Annotated in this window: 16 protein-coding genes; 11 read left to right on the plus strand and 5 right to left on the minus strand. The window is 45.9% G+C overall.

The annotated features are described in order from the left end of the window. The first annotated feature begins 148 nt into the window (after positions 1–148). Positions 149–592 carry a hypothetical protein gene (locus NIES593_RS12945; protein WP_073600018.1) on the plus strand — a complete coding sequence of 148 codons (444 nt, stop codon included), beginning with the start codon at positions 149–151 and terminating at the stop codon, positions 590–592. Positions 593–656: 64 nt separating this feature from the next. Beyond that, on the plus strand, positions 657–2,183 hold the full coding sequence (locus NIES593_RS12950; protein ID WP_073599977.1) for a serine/threonine protein kinase: 1,527 nt from the start codon (positions 657–659) through the stop codon (positions 2,181–2,183). Between the two features lie 32 nt (positions 2,184–2,215). Here NIES593_RS12950 and NIES593_RS12955 read toward each other — a convergent pair whose 3' ends face one another. Beyond that, complete coding sequence (locus tag NIES593_RS12955; RefSeq protein WP_073599978.1) at positions 2,216–2,827, minus strand: DUF2808 domain-containing protein; 612 nt, start codon at positions 2,825–2,827, stop codon at positions 2,216–2,218. Positions 2,828–3,244: 417 nt separating this feature from the next. Here NIES593_RS12955 and NIES593_RS12960 point away from each other — a divergent pair, with 417 nt between their 5' ends. Beyond that, the gene (locus NIES593_RS12960) at positions 3,245–3,967 is read left to right on the plus strand and encodes a DUF3120 domain-containing protein (protein WP_073600019.1); all 723 of its coding nucleotides are present in this window, start codon (positions 3,245–3,247) and stop codon (positions 3,965–3,967) included. Between the two features lie 34 nt (positions 3,968–4,001). Beyond that, positions 4,002–4,994, plus strand: a complete 993-nt coding sequence (locus NIES593_RS12965) for an adenylate/guanylate cyclase domain-containing protein (RefSeq protein WP_073599979.1) — start codon at positions 4,002–4,004, stop codon at positions 4,992–4,994. 2 nt (positions 4,995–4,996) lie between these two features. On the opposite strand, the gene msrP is transcribed toward NIES593_RS12965, so the two are convergent. Then, positions 4,997–5,983, minus strand: coding sequence for a protein-methionine-sulfoxide reductase catalytic subunit MsrP (gene msrP, locus NIES593_RS12970; RefSeq protein WP_073599980.1), 987 nt, complete (start codon positions 5,981–5,983; stop codon positions 4,997–4,999). A gap of 128 nt (positions 5,984–6,111) precedes the next feature. On the opposite strand from msrP, the gene NIES593_RS12975 reads away from it, so the two are divergent. Then, positions 6,112–7,035: a lysophospholipid acyltransferase family protein gene (locus tag NIES593_RS12975; protein WP_073599981.1), complete on the plus strand. Its 924-nt coding sequence runs from the start codon at positions 6,112–6,114 to the stop codon at positions 7,033–7,035. 107 nt (positions 7,036–7,142) lie between these two features. Here the strand turns inward: NIES593_RS12975 and NIES593_RS12980 are convergent, their stop codons facing one another. The 3 genes from NIES593_RS12980 to NIES593_RS12990 form a co-directional block, all read right to left on the minus strand. Continuing rightward, a complete protein-coding gene (locus NIES593_RS12980; RefSeq protein WP_139253698.1) occupies positions 7,143–8,363 on the minus strand; it encodes an ATP-grasp domain-containing protein in 1,221 nt (406 codons plus the stop codon). Between the two features lie 209 nt (positions 8,364–8,572). Beyond that, positions 8,573–10,258 carry a mechanosensitive ion channel family protein gene (locus tag NIES593_RS12985; RefSeq protein WP_073599983.1) on the minus strand — a complete coding sequence of 562 codons (1,686 nt, stop codon included), beginning with the start codon at positions 10,256–10,258 and terminating at the stop codon, positions 8,573–8,575. Between the two features lie 83 nt (positions 10,259–10,341). Next, positions 10,342–11,310 (minus strand): glycosyltransferase family 10 domain-containing protein, encoded by a 969-nt coding sequence (locus NIES593_RS12990; RefSeq protein ID WP_073599984.1) that lies wholly within the window; start codon positions 11,308–11,310, stop codon positions 10,342–10,344. A gap of 229 nt (positions 11,311–11,539) precedes the next feature. Between NIES593_RS12990 and ureG the strand changes: the two genes are divergently transcribed. From ureG to NIES593_RS13015, 6 genes are all read left to right on the plus strand, one after another. After that, a complete protein-coding gene (gene ureG, locus NIES593_RS12995; protein WP_073599985.1) occupies positions 11,540–12,157 on the plus strand; it encodes an urease accessory protein UreG in 618 nt (205 codons plus the stop codon). Positions 12,158–12,298: 141 nt separating this feature from the next. Next, positions 12,299–13,633: an urea ABC transporter substrate-binding protein gene (gene urtA / locus NIES593_RS13000; RefSeq protein ID WP_073599986.1), complete on the plus strand. Its 1,335-nt coding sequence runs from the start codon at positions 12,299–12,301 to the stop codon at positions 13,631–13,633. Then, a complete protein-coding gene (locus tag NIES593_RS24190) occupies positions 13,630–13,773 on the plus strand; it encodes a hypothetical protein (protein ID WP_175561125.1) in 144 nt (47 codons plus the stop codon). The genes urtA and NIES593_RS24190 overlap by 4 nt, the downstream gene beginning before the upstream one ends. A 32-nt stretch (positions 13,774–13,805) precedes the next feature. Further along, positions 13,806–14,972 (plus strand): ABC transporter permease subunit, encoded by a 1,167-nt coding sequence (locus tag NIES593_RS13005; protein ID WP_073599987.1) that lies wholly within the window; start codon positions 13,806–13,808, stop codon positions 14,970–14,972. 144 nt (positions 14,973–15,116) lie between these two features. Then, positions 15,117–16,244 (plus strand): urea ABC transporter permease subunit UrtC, encoded by a 1,128-nt coding sequence (gene urtC / locus NIES593_RS13010; protein WP_073599988.1) that lies wholly within the window; start codon positions 15,117–15,119, stop codon positions 16,242–16,244. Positions 16,245–16,287: 43 nt separating this feature from the next. Beyond that, the gene (locus tag NIES593_RS13015) at positions 16,288–17,775 is read left to right on the plus strand and encodes an FAD-dependent oxidoreductase (RefSeq protein ID WP_073600020.1); all 1,488 of its coding nucleotides are present in this window, start codon (positions 16,288–16,290) and stop codon (positions 17,773–17,775) included. The last annotated feature ends 7 nt before the right edge of the window (positions 17,776–17,782 follow it).

A 17,782-nucleotide genomic window follows, 5' to 3' on the forward strand; every position in this document is an offset into this window, starting at 1 on the left:
ATGATTGTAGATTTCTAAATTCGCCCCTCAAACCCGATCGCGCCATCGATCCATAATCCAATTCGAGTGAGGATTTTTGGCAATGTCTACCAGAACAGACCTTCTCGATCTAAACCTTAAAGCCCAAAATGGGATAAGGAGTACTGCCTTGACGCACAGCTTTTTGATGGAAGCGGGACGCTGGACAATCGAAGGACATTGGCTAGAACGCAACGGAATCGTCTTTCCCGTTAAAGGTCGAACCATTGTTGCCTGGAATCAGGAAAACTGGTTCACGATGATTACAAAGCTTATCTTTCCGAATAGCGATCGCCAAGAAATTTCCTTTGAGTATCGGGGTCGTCTCGACGAGGAGGAACGCCAGTATACCTATGTCCTACAGCAAAGTCTTTTGGGGCGAGTTGAAGGAGAAGGATGGCTTGGACCGCAATCAATCGTTCAGCGATACTTGGTTTTAAGCGATCGCCAAAGACGGAGCGGGTTTGAAACCTATTATCGAGTTAACGATAACACCTATCACCTTTCCGGTGGCATTCTAGCAGGGCATTCACTTGAATGTACCATAGAAGCCGTTTTAGATCGTCAGCCCTAAAACAGATTAATAATTAGCTATTACTGTTAGAAATATTACTTACCATTAAGATAGTCGCCCGATCATGACGACAGATTCCAGACATCGCCGCTTACTCGCTAACCGTTATCAACTCGTTGACTTAGTTGGTAGCGGTGCTATGGGTCACGTTTATCGCGCAGAGGATAAAGTTCTCGGAGGGGTCACCGTTGCCGTTAAATTCCTCTCTCAGGCATTACTCAACAGCAAAATGCGCGATCGCTTCGAGCGAGAAGCTACCATTTCTGCCCAATTAGGCGAAAAAAGCATTCACATCGTCCGCGTCAGAGACTATGGAGTCGATGAGAGGGATATTCCTTTCTATGTCATGGAATACCTTCAAGGAGAAAGTCTCAGTGAAGTTATTAAATATCAACCTCTCCCTCTGCCGCGGTTCTTAAAGCTAACTCGCCAAATTTGTTTTGGTTTGGAATGCGCCCATAAGGGAATCATATTTGGGGGCGAACTTTGTCCTATTATTCACCGAGATATCAAACCGAGCAATATTTTAGTCACGCAAGATTCTGCTTTAGGAGAATTAGTTAAAATCCTCGATTTTGGGATTGCCAAGCTGATTCAGTCTGGCGAATCGCAAACCCAGTCGTTTATGGGAACTCTCGCCTACTGTTCTCCAGAGCAAATGGAGGGCAAAGAACTCGACAATCGCTCTGACATTTACAGTCTGGGGATTATGATGTATGAGATGCTGACGGGCGAGATGCCGATCTTTCCAGAAAACTCTTCCTTTGGTGGGTGGTATGAAGCCCATCACTATGCCAAGCCTCAACCATTCAACCCTAGCTTAAAAATCCCTCCGGCATTAGAAGCACTGATCGTGAAGTGCCTTGCCAAATCGCCTCAGGATCGCCCACAAAGCGTCAGCGAGCTGATCCAAGCCTTAGACGCGATCGATCCCATCTACCAAAATAATCGTCCGGTTGCTCGCGAGTTGCCGCCGACTTTAGAGCAGGATAAAACTATCAGTCGCAGTTCTCGCAGTTCTCTGGGTTCAACGAAAGAGATTTGCCTGCAAAAATCCTGGCCCGAAGATAAACCCCAGCAAAAAATTGTTTTTCCTAATTTGATTCGCACTTCTGAGGGCATATTTACTAGCTTGTGGGTCATGCTGGATCGCCAAGACATTCACAATCGCATCGCCAGCATCCGTTACAATCAATTTCTCTTTATGCCCAATCCCCATCCTACGATCCTTTGGATAACGGTTCTCTATCACCGCGACTACGGTCCTCGGTGGTTGCCCTGTTATTTGGATCTCAAAACGCCTACCGGACAGAAATTAGCTAGGCTTTTAGCAGAGACGGGCTGCTACTGGATTTTGTTCTTTGCTTTAGAAAATCCCCAGCGATGCCAGCATGTGATGAAGTCTACTATTGCACCCAATCAATGCAAAATGTTGATTGAATGGGCAAATACCAGTCAGATCGTTCAGCCAGGAAAGCCGCAAATTACCAAAAAGCTACTCAAACAAGAACTAGAAAAGCTCAAACCCAAGATTGTCTCCAAGCTAGAAGGGCTTCGTACTACTCAAACTACTGATGTTTCAGGGCTTTAGCCGATAGGATTTAGTTCTCAGCCAAAAGCGAGCTAACGGGGCATAAACTGCAACCGTGCCGTACCTAAATATAAACCGAGGCTATTTTCTCCTACTGGATAAGCCGTAACGCCAAACTGATAGTTGCCGCCTCGGTCGGGATTGCGTAAAGCTCTTAAAGAAACCGTTACCGTCGTTCCGGGTTCTACAGGTTCGTCAAACGCGATAGTCACCGAGTTTTCTTCCGATGGATCGCTCCCGCCAATACTAGAGAGAGCCAGTTGCGGTCCCCCAGCAAAACTGTCGCCGATAAACGCTTTGCTTTGGCTGACATCAAATTTAATTCGTTCTGGACTGGGTTTGTGCGTAATCGTAACGGCGGCTAGCGCTTCTCCCGCATTTTTGGGAACTTCAATAGTAAACTGATAGGTTGATGCGGCTCCTGGCGCGTTTTGGCTGGCAGCAGCCCGAATTAAGCGGGGAGATTTAAAAAAGACAGTCTGTCCGGTACTTAGCTCGTATGCGCTAGCAGGTAAATTCAACGGGGGGATAGAGATTAACGTCCCCAATATTAGCGTACTTGCTGCTATGCGCACAGCGCTTTCGAAGGAAATCGCGCCGGTTTTTAGCGATAACCAAGAATTGCGATCGGTCGTTCTAGACATATTTTACCTCCCTAAAGCTACCAGTGGTGTTTTAGGGCAGACGCACCATTGTTAAAAAGACTTAGAAAAGTAGACTTAAGTCGTCAATTGTTATTCGATCAAAAAATTGAAAAAATGAAGTTTTTGAAAAATTTTTAGAAATCCTTAAATAATATTATAAATCGAATTCATCGAATCGGGGCGTTTGCCGATCGCATTGGAAATTGGTTATTCGTTAATTGTCTCCCTCTCCCCCAGTCTCCCTATCCTTAAAAACGTATCCCCCAGTCATCCTGTCTCTCTTAATTAGCTTACAGAAAGTCTTTCCAATTTATGCCCCCATCTTATATCCTTAAATATAAGAAATCTTGACCTATGGTATATTGAGATAGGTAAAGATAAGTAAAGAATATTAAAAACATTTTGATAAATCAAACTTTGGTCTCTTCCACGTCTTCTGTCACTTCTGCTGGCGCATTGCCATCAGGCAAAACTTCGCAGGTTCTATCTTTAGCTCGAACGAAGGAACGTCAAGCTGGATTTTTTTTCTTAGCAGCAGCTTTTTTAGTTTCCGTTCCCGTCTTTATTCAGACTCCTCTGGTGAGACTATTTCCCTGGATAAGTTTATTGCTGACAGGTGGATGGGCGATCCTGGGAATCGCGTTGCTTAAGCGTCCGAAGACGCAAATCTGGGGAGATTTGCTGATAGGATTTAGTTGGAGTTGGCTGGCTGGCTCGATTTATTGGGGATGGCTGCGTTGGGAACCTCTCATTCATCTGCCTGTAGAGTCGATTGGCGTACCGTTTGCTTGCTGGTGCTTGTGGCGGGGTTGGGGAAAAATAGGCAACTGGTTTTATCTCGGTTCTCTGTTGGGGACTGCTATCACAGACTTATTTTTCTATTTAACTGGGTTAATTCCCTACTGGCGACAATTGATGCAAGTCGATCCCACGTTAGCAAGACCGATTTTTCAAAGCGCGATCGCGCAGATCCAAACGCCTTGGGGGATTAGTTGGGCAGTCGTTTTAGTCGATTTGTTAATCGTTGTGGGGTGGCGATCGCTACAAAAACCAGAATTACACTGGTGGGCATTTGCTGGGGCAGTATTGAGTACAATCTTAGTGGATAGTCTGTTTTTGCTAGCAGCGTCTATGAGTTAAAAAAGAAATCTATACTCACATCGCTCGCCTACCCGTGGAGAACCCAGGACAAAATCCATATTTGCTACTTCAAACAACTAAAGGTAACCGCTACCTACTATTAGTTGGCAAAACTTATTGGACGATCGGTCGCGGTAAAGATAATGACTTTATTATTTCCGATAACTGTATTTCTCGCAATCACGCCATTTTACAGTCCATGGGGACGGGGGAATTTTTTCTGATCGACTTGGGCAGTCGCAACGGCACTTTTGTCAACGGACGCAGAGTCAGTATTCCGGTAACGTTACGGGATAGGGATCGCGTCACCTTTGGTAAAACTGATGTAGAGTTTCATTGTCCCTCTGCTAGTTACCAAACGCAAAGCTCTCGCAACAACTCAGATCGAGAAACAATGACTTCTGTGTTGCACGAGCGAAGACTGATGTCTGTCATGGTAGTGGATATGAGGGACTTTACCGTCCTCACCAGACAGTTAAACGAAGAGATGCTCTCATCGCTGATCGGCAACTGGTTTCGTCAAGCCGGAGATATCATTCGCGACGCAGGCAGTTGGGTAGACAAATACATCGGCGATGCCATTATGGCAATCTGGTTTCACGGACACGAAGAAGCGAAAAAAGAGGAACTGCTGCAAATTTTTCAGGCAGCTAGCGATCTCTATAAAATGACAGAAGAATTGAGCGCTCAATACCCGCTGCCTTTCCCGTTGAGAATTGGCACGGGAATCAATACAGGCTATGCGATGGTGGGCAATACGGGCAGCGACGAGCATCCAGATTACACGGCGATCGGCGATACCGTTAATGCAGCCTTTCGTTTGGAATCGACGACAAAAGAAATCGGGTTGGATATCGCGATCGGAGAGACGACTTACAATTATCTATCAGAATTTAAGGAGGCTCAAGCGCTATTTCATCAGTCTGAAGTAACGCTCAAAGGATACGAAAAGCCGACCGTGACCTATGGCATCACCTATAAAGATTTAGAGCTATTTTTAGAAACCAACAGCATTACCTCTGCATAAAATTAAACTCGATATAAACTCGCGACGTACTCTCCATAACCGTTATATGGTAAAGTTTCCTTAAGCTCCCACGATAAACCCGGTCCTTTGCCGATCGATTTTTCAGTCGCTTGCGACCAACGGGGATGGGGTTTAGTAGGATTGACGTTGGCCTCAAAATCGTACTCGTTCGGTACGACCGTATTCCAAAAAGTCGCTGGTTGAGTATCGATAAACTCAATCTTGACAATCGATTTTGCCCCTTTAAATCCATACTTCCAAGGAAGTACCATGCGGATGGGCGCGCCGTGTTGTTTGGGCAACTCGCGTCCGTAAATTCCCACGGCAAAAAAAGCTAATTCATTTGCCATCTCTTCGATGCGCAATCCTTCCGTATAGGGCCAAGGAAGAGATCCTAAATGAAAACCGGGCCCTTTAGTCACATCCGAGTCGTAAAAAGAGGTAAAACGCGCGAATTTAGCCGCTGAAGTCGGTTCGACGGCTTCAATTAATGACTTCATCGGAAAGCCAATCCAAGGGAGAACCATCGACCAAGCTTCAACGCAACGGAAGCGATAAATTCTCTGTTCGAGAGGAAAAGTTTTTTTGAGATCGTCGAGATCGTAAGTACGAGGATTTTTGACCAATCCCGTAACTTCTACTTGCCAATTTTCAGTTGGTAATTTTTGAGCTTTCAACCAAATATTTTTGGTGCTACCATATTCGTAAAAATTGTTGTAACGTCCTGCCAACTTGCGATCGCAAATGGGGCGATCGACCTTAGCAAAAGCAGGATTGGTGTGGAAAGAGCTAATTTTCGGCAAATCGAGGCTGGCTTCCAGTGCAGCTTCGGAAGAAGATTTTTGACATCCTGCCAGCGGAATTAAACTTGCGCCAATCCCAGCACCGACTAAAGTTTTTAGAAAGCGACGGCGATTGAAATAGATGGTTTCTGACGTAATTTCGTTCTCTGAAACTTCCCAGGATTTTGGTATGCGGATAAAAGTCATATAAGCACAAGCAAAAACGATTAGCTCGGCGACGGGCGATCGCAGTTAACAACTACACCTATAAAATTTAGACTAATCGGCTCTGTTTTTGCTAGCTAAGAGTCTGTTGGTGGGAAAAAACGAGGAAAATGGATGAAACGCAATCGGATAGTTTGCCGCCCTTGACAGCTGCAACCATCAAACGGGCGCAAGAGGGACTCACTGCCGCACGCGATCGCGAAGTTCGCCATGCAATGGAGAAAACGCTCGCTCGGCTCGATCCGCTTTCCCAAGAATATCCTGAATCTAGAGCCAGCAGTAGACTGCGACGCTTTGTGCTGCGATCGCTGCTCCACGGGCTTTTTCGGATACGGGTCGAACACCTCGAACGACTACCTAACGAATCGGCAATTCTGGCAGCCAATCACCTCAATTCTATCGATCCCCTGCTCCTGCTTGCCGAACTCCCCGCGCAACCCTACTACTACGTTTTTGGTGATGGTCGCGCGCTCTACAATAAATGGTGGAAGCGCCAAATTCTCTCTTTTGCCGGTGGGATCGTTCCTCTAGATCGTTGGTGGAAAGAGGAGAAGGCGGTCATCGAAGGAGCAAAATGCGATCGCGCCGATCTCGTCGAGTTAGCTAAAAGCATCGAACGAGATGTCCCAACAGGAAGTGACATGCTAACCCTACGACAACTCAATCGCATCGCTCAAACAATTTTGATGCGTGGGGAAGGGATTATTCTCTTTCCTGAAGGACGCTTAGGAACTGCTGAAGGAAAATTATACTTGCCACTAAAACGAGGGACGTCAATTTATGCGTTGCAGACTGGAGTTCCAATCGTACCCGTTGTAGTAATTGGAACGCACGATCTTTATTTGTGGAAAGAATTAACCATTCGGTTCGGAGAACCATTACGTTTTCCCCAATCGAAGCGACCGAAACGCCAAGAAGTAGATGCTGCTTTGGAGGCATTGCAAGCTGCATTAGTCGCACTCTTGCCAACAGACTACCAGGAACCAGAAGGACTGAAACTTTGCCGTTACTTTCTCAACCACATGTTATGGTAATTCAAATAATTTAAATAATTTATGGCGATCGCGCCCTCAAGTTATAAGAGAATGACAGCAGCGTTTTTGCATACAAATCAATAAAGCTGCTTCGCGAAATAGAGATACTATCTTGCATAAGTAGGAATCCAGCCTCCTGGAGAAGTCAGATCGAGCAATTCGGGATGGCGGGAAGCTCGTCCAGATAAGAGAAAAATCTGGCCCCGATAAGTCCAGACTCGCAAATCCGTCCACAGACAAGTATTTTCTCTCGTTCCTGGCAGTCGCAGGGTAGACTTGGGAACCTTTTTCTGGGCTACATAAGGCTTTCCCTTCTCGATCAGTCGGTGCAGCCGCGATCGCCCCACCTGCGAACTGGTCAAAACGCCGCGACTAGCAAAGCTATAGAGAGGCTTAAAGAAAAACTCCTCCTTGCGAGAGGCAATCTCCTCAATATTGTCCTCCCGCAGTAGGTGAGTTTCTGGGACATGGGTACTCAGACAAATTCGCTCCTCCGGTTGAATGCCTAATTCTTCATCCCAGTAAGGCACAGAGAAAAACTCTAGCAATCGCTTATCGCTGCGAGTAATGTAGGTAAAGGGATTGGGAGCTACATACACTTCGCCAGCCGCGTAGGCAGCCCGCAGGGACGAGAATACATCGGCTTGCCAGAAAAAATCAGTCGATCGGTTGACAATAAAGGAAACTTCCTTTCCTTTGGCTAGTAGCCGCCGACCGTCCCACTGAGTTTCTGTTGGGGAAGCAATTTCTACCTGCCATCCTCGATCCTGCCAGAGGTCTCGCATCAGTCTCAGTTCTGACTGAAACTTGCCTCGCTCTAGTGATTCGGCATCGTCGAGAATGAGAAATATCCCTTGAGGAAATTCTCCATAAAATCTTCTGGCTTCTTCTTCGACGAAGCTGGCTACTAACTCGCTTAGGGCAGAAAATTGTAGCGGAGGTTGGATATCGGCGCATTTTTGTAAGTCGGCTATTTCATAAAAAGTCGCGTTAATTAATCCAGCCAAGAAAAGCCCAGAACCGTTGTCATTGAATTCGATCGCTTGCCAGTCAAACGGACGTTCGGGCGGCAGATGAAAGTCCCAGGCGCTAAAAAAACAAACTTCTCGACGGGGAGAACGGGCGATTTCTGGGGCATCGGTCGTTACTGCTTCTTGCCAGGTAGATCTTTGTGTCACGCGATCGAAGATGCGAATAAAGGTGCCTATTTCTGTCAGAATCGACTGGGGAATTTCTTGATGATGCGCAACCACAGAAAAGCGATCGGGAACTTCTGGTATTCCTGCTTCTGTAAGCTTGGCAAAGAATTTTTCTTCCAGAATAGTCATTGGCGATCGCTGAGTGGGGATTGGTGAACAGTTATTAGAAGTCGGAAGTCGGAAGGCAGAAGGCAGTTACCAGTGATTCAATGATTCGATGAAAGGATTGGAGATGGTTAGTAGTTAGTAGTTAGTGGTTAGTGGTTAGTAGTTAATTGTCTCCCAGTCTCCTCCTCTCCCCTGCTCCCAATTACGAATTACGAATTACGAATTACGAATTAATCCCCCCGTCTCCCCGTCTCCTGCTCTCCCACTCCTCCGTTTTCTACCTTGCGTCCTCCGTCCTTATTTGTATACTGCCTACTAAACCAGACTTGCTGCTGCGGCAGAGGCAGAGGGATTCCAGCTTGCTCGAACTTTATCTTAATGCGACGGCGAAATTCGCGCGAGACGTCCCATTGTTTGAGCGGTTGGGTTTTGATCCAGACTCGCACGATCGCCCCGCGCTCGTCAAAGCTATCTACGCCTAGGACTTGGGGAGTCTCTAGGATCTGCCGCCGCCAACTGTCATCTTGGCTCATTTCCTGGGCGACGAGGTTAATGTGTTCTAACGCCTTATCTAAATCTGCTTGATAGGCGACAGGGATCGTAATATCTGCTCTCGACCAATAGCTCGATAGATTGGCAACTATCTCAATCTTACTATTAGGGATGGTAATCAATCGCCCTTCTGCGTCTCGAAGCTGGGTAATTCGTAGATTGATATTTTCAACCAAACCGCTTGCGTCCCCAACGCTAATCACATCGCCTACGGCATATTGATCTTCGAGGATAATCAAAAACCCATTGATGGCATCTTTGATTAAGTTTTGCGAAGCCAGGGAGACGGCAACGCCGAGAAGTCCCACGCCAGCGAGTACGGGAGTAATATCAACGCCGATCGCTGCAAGAGCGACTAAAATGCCAACGCCAATCCAAAGAATCGTGACGATGCTTCTGGCTACGACAGAGATAGTTTTGATGCGCAATTGCACCCTGCGATCGGCTTCTAGCGGGAGCAAATAGTCACTAGCCAGAAAGGAATTCAGTTTGGCGATGAAAGCGTAACTGAGGCGAATAAAAACATAAACTAACGCGGCGATGATAACTATTCGCCAAGGAATTTCCAGAAAATTGAGAATCTTGATTTGTATGATGCGGGTGTAGGGAAATAGTCCCAAAACTAGTAGTAAGCCTCCTATCCAGATGCCTACTTGAATTAGCTGTAGGAGTCGATGTTGAACTTCTTTGAGATTCCATTGTTGCCGCTGCATCAACTGAGTTGAAATCGGCTGATGATTGGAGAGATGAATTTCAGGAGAAATTAGCTTTTTTGAGTGCCGGAGTCGCTTTTCCCGGCGAGCAATTATCCAAGTCAATAAAAGCATGACTCCCAATAAACCGCCAGCAATGATTCCTTGACGGATAAGAAATTCCGATTGTCGTTCTTGTTTGGCTCTTTGTAGTCCGGTTTCTAATTGTTCGACAATCTCGCTGGCTTTCGTTTTAAGATCGATCCCTTCGCGTCCGGTATCCAAATTGGTAACGCTCAAAAGTCGAACTTCGCGATCGCCGACAGAAACATAAATATTTGGTACGTTATTCTCGATTCTGCTCTCAACTTTCAAGGATTCGGCATTGCGATTGAAATAATCATCGCTGATATCTTCCAATCGCTGTTCGATCTGATCGACTCGTTGGGAGAGATCGGATTTTGGTGAGGCAATTTTAAACAAACAGCGTCCGTCGAGGCGAATACAATCGGAAACCACCAAATTATCGGCGTTTTGGATAAACCAATTTGGCGTATGTCCGAAATTGGGTAGGGAAAACTGCGATCGCGCTGGCGATATAAACACAGCGATCGCAACCACGGTGCTGACGATGAGCGCAAACCTTTTTAAAATGCGTTTCCTACGTGCCATAAATCGATCGCAGTTGGAAAAATAAGGGTTCAAGACAATACCTTCCCCCTACGGAAGTCTCCGTTGCTAAGATTTACCCGATCTCAAGAGAATTTTCCGACAAAATCGGACAGCCATGCTAGCAAATTGAGCTTGTGAAGAATAATTTGTCTCGCTTCGGCGATCGCGTCTTTTGCCTCGTGCCATGCATCCAGAGTCGCCGTCACATCTTTAATGTAAGTCATTCCTTTTTCATCCAAACTCGGCAATCTTAAAAAACTTCCCGGCGGCAGTAATTTATCCGCAGCCGCCCCCCCATAATAGAGCGGCAGGCACCAAGATAGCAGAGCATCCCAAAGCTTTTCGCTAGCATACCATTCATTGTCTGCATAGTTTTCGATCGCGAGATTGTAATAATAGGGAGCCATGGCACTCCATTTGTTATCAACGCTGCCGCAACCATTTGTCCAATCTGGCAAACCCCGTCCGTACAAATCGAAGTCGATCTCATTTTCCCTCAGAAGCTTGAGGAAGTCTAAACGCTTGCGATGATTTGCCGTGCGATCGATGCCAGAGGTAATCCAACTGCACGATCGCGTTTTCTCTGGCGATCCCATCTCGTTCAACTCGCGGAAAGAATTGTCTACGTACCAGATGGCTGGCATGTAGTCGGGATTGGGCGCAAAATTGTCGGGCCCGGACACATAGCCGCAATACTGGCTGGCTGCTTGATAATTCGCCTTGTTTTTGGCGATGACTTCTTCTAAGGGGGGTTCTCTTAATAAGTAAATAATTCGTTCTTTAGAAACGCCTCTCATTAAAGAGGAAAAGTCCGGTTGGGTAGGTTTTTTTTTCTGAGTTCGCCAGCGTTTCCACCAAGGAAGAGACTGAGGTTTAGACGAGGTAAAAAAGTCAAATTGATACAGAAGCAAAAAATCTGGCTTATCTGCCTTTGCCAGCATTTGAATATTTCGCCACAGTCCAAAAGGATGGGGGGTTTGCTTCCATAACCAATCTGCGCGATCGCTCAGTCCCCGATAGCTGCTGAGCATGCCAACAATTTTTTGACTCACGCGATCGCCCCTTTATCCGGTGAAATTGTCTCGTCTATTGTACAGCCAATCGTTCGTTCGTAATAAGTAATATCATTTTTCATTCATTAATGACACAATATCCAAACTTTTTAAAACAAAACTTGATAGATTATAGATTGACTATATCGGTCTATTTTAGAATTTGAATTGCATAGTTTCGAGAACGAAATAATATTAAATTATCTTTTTGTTTAGGAGGCGATCGCCGATGACTGCTTTTCGAGTGGGGATTGCAGGACCAGTAGGTTCGGGAAAAACTGCCCTGCTAGATTCTCTGTGTAAATCGCTGCGGGATACTTATCAAATCGCTGTCGTAACCAATGATATTTACACGCAAGAAGATGCCCAATTTTTAGTTCGTTCCCAAGCGCTAGATGCAAATCGGATTCTTGGCGTAGAGACGGGAGGCTGTCCTCATACCGCCATTCGAGAAGACGCTTCTATGAACCTAGCCGCGATCGAACAGCTTGAAGATAGCTTTGCGAATCTAGATCTAGTTTTCCTAGAGAGTGGCGGTGACAATTTAGCGGCTACTTTTAGTCCCGAATTAGTCGATCTGACTATCTATGTTATTGATGTCGCAGCAGGCGATAAAATTCCGCGCAAAGGTGGACCCGGCATTACTAAGTCGGATCTTTTAGTTATCAATAAAATCGATCTAGCTCCCTTTGTCGGTGCCGATTTAAACGTAATGGAAAGAGATGCCAAAAAAATGCGAGGCGATAAGCCTTTTGTCTTCACGAATTTAAAAACCAAAGAAGGATTGGAGACGGTTAAAGACTTCATCAAACTTCACATGGGAGCGCAGATATTAACTCAATCTTAAACTTAAGAAAAATTGTATCTAAAAATACAATGCACTGGAGCGCCTAGCTCTACGATACTCAATCGGTCTAAATTTGCGTTTTTAGGCGCCGCAACTTTAGCTTAAACATAATTTCACAAAGGATAATCAATTTATAAACTTATGAAAAAGCGATTGGGACGACGAAAATTTATAGTCTATGGTTCTGCTACTTTAGGAACTAGCTTATTGCTGAAAGCTTGCGGGGGCGGTGGCGGAGACACCACTACAACAGCCCCAACAACGCCAACCACGGGTGCAAGCCCTGCTTCTACTACTGCTAGTAGCGGCGACACGATTAAAGTGGGCATCCTTCATTCTCTAAGCGGTACGATGGCGATTAGCGAAACTACCGTTGTCGAAGCAGAAAAACTTGCGATTAAAGAAATTAACAAAGCTGGTGGCGTTCTCGGTAAGCAAATCGAGGCAATCGAAGAAGATGGTGCCTCCGACTGGCCCACCTTTGCAGAAAAAGCCACCAAACTGATCGATGAAGATAAAGTCGTCACCGTCTTTGGTTGTTGGACTTCGGCAAGTCGCAAAGCCGTATTGCCTGTATTTGAATCAAAGAAACACATGTTGTGGTATCCCGTCCAGTACGAGGGACAGGAATGTTCTCAAAATATTTTCTACACGGGGGCAGCCCCCAACCAGCAGATCGAACCAGCCGTTGATTGGCTATTGAAGAACAAGGGAAAGAACTTCTTCCTAGTCGGTTCTGACTATGTTTTCCCGCGCACTGCCAATACGATTATTAAAGAACAACTCAAAGCCCAAGGCGGCAAAATGGTAGGCGAAGATTACCTTCCTCTGGGCAACACCGAAGTTACTGCCATCATCACCAAAATCAAACAGGCCTTACCCGATGGCGGCGTGATTTTCAACACCCTCAACGGCGACAGCAACGTTGCATTCTTCAAGCAAATTCAGGCAGCGGGATTAACTCCAGAAAAATATCCCACCATGTCCGTCAGTATCGCCGAAGAAGAAGTCCGACAAATCGGGGCAGAGTATCTTGTCGGTCACTATGCTGCTTGGAATTATTTCCAAACCGTAGACACGCCTGAAAATAAAAAGTGGGTTGAGGCATTTAAGAAAGAGTACGGCGACGATAGAGTCACCAATGACCCGATGGAAGCCGCCTATATCATGGTTTATCTCTGGAAGCAAGCAGTCGAAAAAGCGGGATCGACGGACTTGGAAAAAGTTCGCGCTGCTGCTATCGGACAGGAATTTGCTGCGCCGGAGGGGAAAGTCAAGATGAACGCCAACCATCATATTTCCAAAACGGTACGCATCGGTCAAGTTAGAGATGATGGGATGTTTGACATCGTTTGGTCGAGTGACGGTCCCGTCGATCCGGTGCCGTGGAATCAATACGTTCCCGATACCAAGGGTTACGCCTGCGACTGGACAGATCCTAACAAAGGCGGTAAGTACAAAGTCGAAAAAACTTGATTCAGCCATCGGCAACCAGCGATCGCGAGAAAGTTTGTAGCGAACAGAAAGCGAGCGGCGATCGCTGTATTCCTATAAGCGAACGGCTAGTGTATGAGCTGATGTTCTCTACCTCTCAGATGGTGCGAGAACGTCGGTAACTAATAACTAGAAAACGGATAGCTAAACAAAAGTGTCTGCATTACTAGAAGCTTTATTTAACGGCATTAGTATTGGTTCGGTGCTGCTAATTGCAGCGCTGGGGTTAGCCATCGTCTTCGGACTGATGGGCGTAATTAACCTCGCCCACGGAGAATTGATGATGCTGGGGGCTTATACGACCTTTGTCGTACAAAATGTCTTCAAATCGCTAGGCGAACCCTGGTTTAGTTTATATATTTTCTTCGCTTTACCCATGGCTTTTTTGGTAGCGGGGTTGGCAGGGTTAGCTTTAGAAAGGGGAGTGATTCGCTTTCTCTACGGACGACCGTTAGAGACGTTACTGGCGACGTGGGGCGTGAGTCTGATTTTGCAACAATTCGTCCGCAGCGTGAATTGGCTTTTGGTCATTAGCATCGTTACCTTCTGCCTGCTGTTTTTTGGCGGTATGTGGATTGTGCGCCGCCGTCTGGATTGGGAGAGGATTCGAGGTTGGGCGATCGCAATTTTACTGGTTTTATCCGGCGCGATCGCAACGGTAATGGGAATGTTAATAGCACAAAGCAAGCAATCGGTCTTAATCAGACCTCTGTTTAGTGCCAGAAATGTTAACGTAACCGCACCGAGTTGGTTGAGAGGTGGGTTTACCCTCTTAGGGTTCCAAGTCCCTTACACGCGACTGTTTATCATTGTCTTAACGATTCTCTGTCTCGTCGGCACCTATTGGTTTTTAAACCGTTCTAGCTGGGGATTGCGCATTCGTGCCGTAATGCAGAATCGTTCCATGAGCGCTTGTTTGGGGATTGCGACTAACAAGGTAGATGCCTTGACATTTGCCTTGGGTTCTGGACTGGCAGGTATTGCTGGGTGTGGGATTAGTTACTTGGGTTCTGTCGGGCCCAATACCGGACAAGCTTACATTGTCGATACTTTTATGGTAGTCGTCGTCGGAGGAGTTGGCAATTTAGTTGGCAGCATTGTTGCTGCTATGGGAATTGGTATTCTCAGTTACCTCATCGGTAGCGGAACTCTGGCATTGATACTATCACCTGTGGCATCGCTCAAACCAGTGACGGACTTCTTTCTCTTCTTCGCCGATAGCAGCATGGCAAAGGTGATGATTTTTGTCTTGATTATTGCCTTTTTGCAAGTTAAACCCGCTGGTCTGTTCCCGCAGAAAGGACGCACGGCTGAGATCTAAGGGTTGTCTTAAAAGGATCGAGTGTCATGTTGAGCAAAGCGAAACATCTCATACCATTTTGGATTTTGGATTGACGATTTTGGATTAACCCAAAACAATTAACTTCTGAAGTATAAATTCAAAAAAATTACTCTGGAAAGATTGATGAAACTTGAGAGTATTAAAAAGCAAAAAAGACTACTTCTTGAAGTGCAAATACTTTTAGCAGTTGTCCTGATTTTAGCGATCGCAATGCCATTATTGCTGCCAGCTTTTCGCCTAAAAATTCTGGGAAGGATTCTATCGCTTGCGATCGTAGCGCTAGGAATCGATTTAATTTGGGGTTATACCGGATTACTTAGCTTAGGGCACGGCATCTTTTTTGCTCTCGGCGGCTATGCTTTTGCCATGTATCTCAACTTGCAACTGCCGCAAGGACAGTTACCCGAATTTTTTAGCCTTTATGGAGTCAGCGAACTGCCTTGGTTTTGGCAGCCTTTTTATTCGTTTCCGTTTACGATGGTTGCGATTATTTTAATTCCAGGAATCGTCGCTGGTTTGCTGGGATATTTAATCTTTCGCAATCGCATTAGAGGCGTTTATTTCTCCATCCTCACCCAGGCAGCACTGTTAGTTTTTTTCAATTTCTTTAACGGGCAACAGAAATTAATTAATGGAACTAACGGACTCAAGACGGATACGCAAGCGATTTTTGGCGTTCTTGCCAGTTCTGCGAGCGCACAAATAGCATTTTATGAATTTACCATTTTATTTGTAGTACTGACTTATTTACTTTGCCGTTGGCTGACTAGCGGGCGTTTTGGACGATTATTAGTTTCCATTCGCGATGACGAAGTGCGGACTCGTTTTTCGGGCTACGATCCGACTGGATTTAAAGTATTAGTTTTCGCGATTTCTGGTGCGATCGCAGGCATTTCTGGAGCACTTTATACCGTACAAACTGGCATTATTACCCCCAAAGCAATGGATGTGGCTTTTTCGATTGAAATGGTCATTTGGGTCGCTGTCGGCGGGCGGGCGACCCTGGTTGGGGCGATTATTGGAACCCTTTTAGTAAGATGGGCGCAGACACTTTTGAGCGAGAGATTTCCCGAAGTTTGGCTATTTTTCCAAGGGGCATTATTCTTAATCGTCGTAACGGTGCTTCCCGATGGAATTTTAGGGGGATTGAATCAATTGCGATCGCTATTGGGTTTCCGTCCGCGTCTAGTTACCTATCCGAGTATAGAAGAAGCGCCAGAGGTGCAAAAGGAAAGAGAGGAAATTGGTTAGAGTTAATCTAGAAATTGCTGGCAAAAATTTCTTGTCTGATATCATGCTTGCTAACCAATTCTCGACAGTAAAGGAAACCGATTCCTCTCGAAAAAACGTATTAATTGTTGGCGGAGGTCCAGCAGGACTGGCGACTGCATTGATACTAGCCAAACGAGGCTGGACGGATATCACAGTACTAGAAAAACGTCCTGCCGCCGATTACTACGAACCCGATAAATCATTCAACTATCAAATTGACGGTCGAGGTCAAAAATTGACCGACCTCCTTGGACTTACCCAGCAGCTAGCAGAAATTAGCGTTCCCAGTACAGAATTTTACTTAACGCAGATTAGACCGGATGGCAGCCGAAAAACGTCTAAATTACCTATGGTCGATCCTAACCGAAAAACCGCCTACTGGCTGCCACGCAGAGCATTTGTCCGGTTGCTATACCAAGAAATCCAATGCAATTGGCAAAACCAAATCGCCGTGTTATTTAATACCAAGTGCGATCGCATCGACAAAACAGAAGCAGACAAACTTAAAATTGTTGCCAACGCCGAGAACGGCAGAGTTATTGAATTTGAGCCTTATTTTTTGGTTGGTTGCGATGGAGTTAACTCTATTGTCCGAAACGCCTTGCAAGAGTGGGACAAATCGGACAGATTTGAGATGAAACATTTCCCCTCGCCTAGTTCGGGTTTGAGGTATAAAGTATTAAACTTGCCGCCGAGGTTTCCTCTCGATACTAGCGGCGAGGAACGCGCCGTATCCGACATGACATATGCCGTTCGCGGATCTTTTCGCGATCGCATGCGATCGGTATCCCTCGGTTTATTGCCCCTCAAAAACCCAAATGAACCCCGTACTGCCAATATTATTACGCGACCCAACCACGAGATCTGGAAATTGAAAAGCGGCAAGGAAGTGTGCGACTTTTTAGAGAAAGCCTTCCCACAATTGCCCGTGCGTCAAATCCTATCTCCCGAAGAATGCGATCGCTTTGCCAAAAGTGAAGGCGGTTACTTCCCCGAACCCCAATACTGTTCAGGATTGTATTTCTTACTGAAACACGCCCAAGCAGACAAAGATCGGTCTACTGCTGGCGTAGTACTCTTAGGAGATGCCATCCATTGCTTTCCTCCAGACATCGGACAAGGGGTAAACTCGGCATTAGAAGATGTGTGCGTTCTCAATGAAGCACTTTCTCAGAGTAATGACGACCTTTCGCGTGCCCTGCCTCTATACGAATCCTTGCGATTTCGCGATGTTAAAGCCTTAATTCGTCTCGCCCAAACCGCTTTTCCCTGGCAATACAATCAAGATGCCCTTGGCAAGTGGTTGTGGGGAATCAACTTTTTCCTCCGACTCGCACTCAGTCGTCTACTGCCTTTTGGATTTAGTCCTCCGGCTTTCTTTCTCATTCAGAATCACCGACTTTCCTATCGGGAAATTTGGGTTATGGCTCAACGTACTACCCGAACCCTGTATGCACTTGGTTTGATACTTATCTGTGTTTTTTGGGGCTTTAGTATTAAGGACAGTTGAAATCTAA

Origin of the sequence: Hydrococcus rivularis NIES-593 (genome assembly GCF_001904635.1) — a bacterium.
Taxonomy (GTDB): Bacteria; Cyanobacteriota; Cyanobacteriia; order Cyanobacteriales; family Microcystaceae; genus Hydrococcus; species Hydrococcus rivularis.